The sequence below is a fragment of the Oleiphilus sp. HI0086 genome, assembly GCF_001635225.1.
This window is the reverse complement of the sequence record NZ_LWFZ01000963.1, coordinates 1-4,205: the sequence shown is the minus strand read 5'-3', so window position 1 is coordinate 4,205 and position 4,205 is coordinate 1. Positions and strand designations below refer to the sequence as shown.

Genomic DNA, 4,205 nt, shown 5'->3' with positions numbered 1-4,205 from the left:
AAATACCTCATGCGAGCGGCGCTGCGATATCTTTAGGGGAGCGTCAGGTGCAAGTATTTAGAGAGCACCGTGATGAGCTGAAAAACAAGCTTAATGAACTGATCTCCATTGCGCATGAGAATGATGCTCATTTTGAGAAGACCAAACGCCTGTTATTAAACTTGTTAGAGGTGAAGAGCCTTGATGAGATTGAAATGGTCGTAAATGAGGCATTCAAAAATGATGCGAATATCGACTTCAGCAGCATTTTATTGTTTGGTAAGCCAAGTGACTACCCTGTTAGCGAAGTGAAAGTCATTTCGATCGATGAGGCTCGGGGGCAGCTAGGCGGTATTCTCGATCATACACGAGCAGTTTGCGGGCAGTTCCGAGACGAAGAGCGTGCATGCTTGTTCCCGAACCCCGAAGAAGTCGGTTCAGCGGCAGTGATTCCTTTACGAAATGGTGAGCTTTTGGGCTTGTTCTGTTTGGGCAGTCGCGATGCTAAGCACTTTGATAGCTCAATGGGCTCTTTATTCCTTTCTTATATCAGCGATTTTATCAGCCGTATTCTGCCGAATCTGTTGTTGGCTGCTAAGCGACAGCAGGTAGAGGACTCAGTTCCTTCGCTCTTGGAATAGATATTTTCGAAGCGAGTCGCCATAAATGGTTTAATGATCCGGTAGAGAATTCGAGGCAGTGATGGAAAAGTTACTAGAAGAGTTTCTCGATAATTTACTGGTCGTTAGGAGGCTCTCCCATCACACTTACACCAATTACAGGCGTGACTTGGAGCGTATTCATACTTGGTGCTCTGAACAGGGTATTCACGCTTGGAGTGAGCTCAGTCACGCTCATGTCCGCTTATACGTTTCTTACCTGCACCGTAAGCAGCTTTCTAGCAAGAGTATTCAAAGAGCACTGTCGTCACTACGTAGTTTTTACAATTACCAGATTAAACATGCTTTGCTAGAACACAATCCGTGTCTGGATGTTCCGGTTCCAAAAGGGAGCAAAAAACTGCCTAAAGTCTTGAATGTTGATCAAATTAACCATCTATTAGATAACGATAGTGGCGATTGGCATGTGATTCGTGATCACGCCATGTTCGAGGTTTTCTATTCTTCAGGTCTACGCCTTTCTGAATTAGTAAATTTGAATGTAAATTCCATAAATCTTGATGAAGGTTTTGTTGATGTGCTGGGTAAAGGTGGCAAAGAAAGGCACTTGCCATTAGGAAGCAAGGCCATTGAAGCGCTAAAAGAGTGGTTAGCCTTTCGTGGCGATTGCTTGGGAGAAGAGGCGGTCGCACTTTTCATTAGCCAGCAAGGAAAGCGGATAAGTGTACGTAATGTTCAGGTTCGCTTGAAAAAAATGGCAATCGAGAAAGGTATTATTAATGATGTCAGCCCGCATATGCTGCGACATTCTTTTGCAAGCCACATGTTGGAGTCGAGTCAAAACCTTCGCGCCGTACAAGAATTATTAGGCCATGCCGATATTTCCACCACACAGGTCTATACTCATCTAGACTTTAAACATTTAGCTGAGGTGTATGATGCATCTCACCCTAGAGCCAGAAAACGAAATACAAAATAAGCATTATCATTTTTGTTTGTTTTACTAAGTAAATAATAACATTTGAATCGGTTCAAAAAGCTGGAGAACTCATGAGTAACCAGTCGGATTTAAAAAAAGAGCTAGAACGCTGGAAAGATAAGTATTTTGAGCAAGGTGAGTCTTTTGACGGCCAGAAAAAGCTCATTCAAGATTACGCCTCACTGATGCAGCGAATTCTGGTGCGTGTTAGCTTGGCGGCAGAGCACACTTCTGATGAATTAGATGGCGAGTTGGCTAGCTTGCGCAGTGCGGTGCGCAGTGCAACACCTGAAAAGAATGATCTCGAAAAGCGCCTTAAGCGTATTGATAAATTGATTCTTGCGGCGGACGAGAGCAAACAGCAAAACCTGAGAAAAGTAGCGAGTGCTTTAGAGAGTATTATCGATCAGCTATTGACTCTCAAGCTTCCTCGAAAGCAGAAAAGTGGGCTAAAGAAGCTCTTAAAGTCTATCGCCAAGCGTTCGTCAAATATTCAAGAATACCCAGCTATCCTGTCTGAGTATGCAAAACTCCAGTCTGAAGTCTTGTCGGTAATTGTTGACCCAGACAAAAAAGAGGCCGGTTTCTTAAGTCGTCTCTTGGGTGGCGGAAGTGATGAAAATGCAAGCGCTGATACGGCTTCGGGCGAAGATAGCTCCCTCAGCGAAGAGGACTTGGAGCTAGAAACGGACGATGCCAGCAATGCAGCAGAAGAGCTTGCTCCTGGCTTTTCTTCTGTTGCGCGGCATATTCGCAACACTTTGAGTAATCTACTGGACCAATTAGCGTTTCCAAGCAGTGCGACCAGAGAAGTAGCGAAACTGCGTGGTCAAATTGAAAAAGAGCTGGTTTGGTATGAACTTGGCCCTACTTTGGATGATTTGTCTAACTTGATCCTTTCGGTTGTGGGTAAAGGGCAGCGCGAGTTTAGTAACTTTCTGAAGGTGCTCGATGAGCGCTTGAGTAAAGTTCAGGACTTTTTGGTAGAGAGTCAGAGTATTGATGACACCTGGCAAGATAAAAACGAAAAATTTGATCAACATATGCGTGATCAAGTCGATGAAATGACTCAGCGTGTGGGAAAAGCTGTCGATATAGATGATTTGAAACGATCTATTTCGGAGCACTTGGACAGCATATCCAGTGCTGTAGATCAGCATGCTGGTGATGCAGTTGAACACCAGCAAGCAAAAGAAGAAGAGGTCGAGGTCCTAAAAGAGCGCATCAAAGCGATGGAAGAAGAGACTCGTTATATTCGTAAACGCTTGAAGGAAGAGCGAGATAAAGCATTAAAAGATTCTTTAACGTCGTTGCCTAATCGAGAGGCTTATGACGAACGTTTTGAGCTGGAGCTTGAACGTTACAAACGTTATAAAAAGCCGGCTACACTGGTGGTGGCGGATATCGATTTCTTCAAAAGTATTAATGACAACTATGGTCACCTATCGGGCGATAAAGTTCTACAGATTATTGCCAAGGAAATTCAAAATAGAATACGCAAGACCGACTTTGTTGCGCGCTATGGTGGCGAAGAGTTTGTGATTATTTTGCCAGAAACAGATTTGCAAACTGCAAAGCAGGTAATTGAAAAAGTAAGGGAAATGATCGGTCGCTTACCTTTTCATTTTCGCGATGAAAAGATTCAAATTACCATGTCTTTTGGCTTAAGTGTCTTTGAAGAAGGCCTGGATCAGGGGCAGTTATTTGAACGAGCAGACTCTGCACTGTATCAAGCAAAAGAAAATGGCCGAAACAGGGCAGAAGTGCGGAGTGAAGCATCTTCTGACTAGGTAAATTTCGGGTCTTGACCTAGACTTATTGTTAGGGAAAGAAATTAGCAAAGAGCAAAACGGTATGAGTGAGCAGCAGTACGAAATTGTATTTTACGGCAAACTGGTTGAAGGCTTTTCGGAGCAAGAGACCAAGCAACACGTTGCGCAGCTATTTAAAACAAGCGTAGACCAAGTAGAGCGCATGTTTACTGGCAAGCGGGTGGTGATACGTAATAAGCTCGACCAGGAAACGGCAAAGAAATATATCATTGCGATGAGTAAGCGTGGCGCTGATTGCCAAGTTGAGGCGATGGGCAGTCCGGGTGTCAAAGTAGACTTTAGTGCGCCAGCTCCTCAGGCTGCGCCAACGCCAACGCCAACGCCAACGCCAACGGCTAAGGCTCCCTTAACGGCCAGTGCTTCAAAGACCGATTTGCAGAATGTTGCCAGCAAAACCGGCCTTAATTTGGCAGGGGAAAAAGTAGACGAGATACTATCAGATACGCACTTTCAAGTTGGCGAGGTGGGCGAGCGCTTATCAGAAGTACATGAAGAGGTCATGGCAGAATTCCATGAGCTGGATAATGTGACGATTGCGCCTGTTGGCAGTGATATTGCTGAAAAGAAAGAAGAGCTTCCACCGGTGATTCCGGATACTTCTCATTTAAGTTTAAAGTAACCTTAACTGTCACTTGGCAAAGGTAGCCAAGTGATTTCGTCACCTTCCTTCCAAGCCGGATACTTCTTCATAATACTCAAAAATATGTCAGACTCTTTGTAGTCTGACAACCAGCGCTTGAGATAGTCGTAAGGGCTCGCATCAAACCATTCTAGGTCTACATGTGCAAATTGTCG

Annotated in this window: 4 protein-coding genes; all 4 read left to right on the top strand. The window is 44.4% G+C overall.

The window, feature by feature from the left end:
- A partial coding sequence (locus A3756_RS17290) for a DUF484 family protein (protein WP_068554067.1) occupies positions 1 to 620 on the top strand: 620 nt, incomplete at its 5' end.
- A 61-nt stretch (positions 621 to 681) separates the two neighbouring features.
- A complete protein-coding gene (gene xerC, locus A3756_RS17285) occupies positions 682 to 1,578 on the top strand; it encodes a tyrosine recombinase XerC (RefSeq protein ID WP_068512856.1) in 897 nt (298 codons plus the stop codon).
- Positions 1,579 to 1,649: 71 nt separating this feature from the next.
- Positions 1,650 to 3,368: a GGDEF domain-containing protein gene (locus A3756_RS17280; RefSeq protein WP_068512853.1), complete on the top strand. Its 1,719-nt coding sequence runs from the start codon at positions 1,650 to 1,652 to the stop codon at positions 3,366 to 3,368.
- A gap of 64 nt (positions 3,369 to 3,432) precedes the next feature.
- The gene (locus A3756_RS17275; protein ID WP_068554066.1) at positions 3,433 to 4,029 is read left to right on the top strand and encodes a hypothetical protein; all 597 of its coding nucleotides are present in this window, start codon (positions 3,433 to 3,435) and stop codon (positions 4,027 to 4,029) included.
- Positions 4,030 to 4,205: the final 176 nt, after the last annotated feature.

Coding starts and splice junctions, on each gene's coding strand:
- xerC (WP_068512856.1), top strand. CDS start 682: ATGGAAAAGTTACTAGAAGAGTTTCTCGATAATTTACTGGTCGTTAGG.
- A3756_RS17280 (WP_068512853.1), top strand. CDS start 1,650: ATGAGTAACCAGTCGGATTTAAAAAAAGAGCTAGAACGCTGGAAAGAT.
- A3756_RS17275 (WP_068554066.1), top strand. CDS start 3,433: ATGAGTGAGCAGCAGTACGAAATTGTATTTTACGGCAAACTGGTTGAA.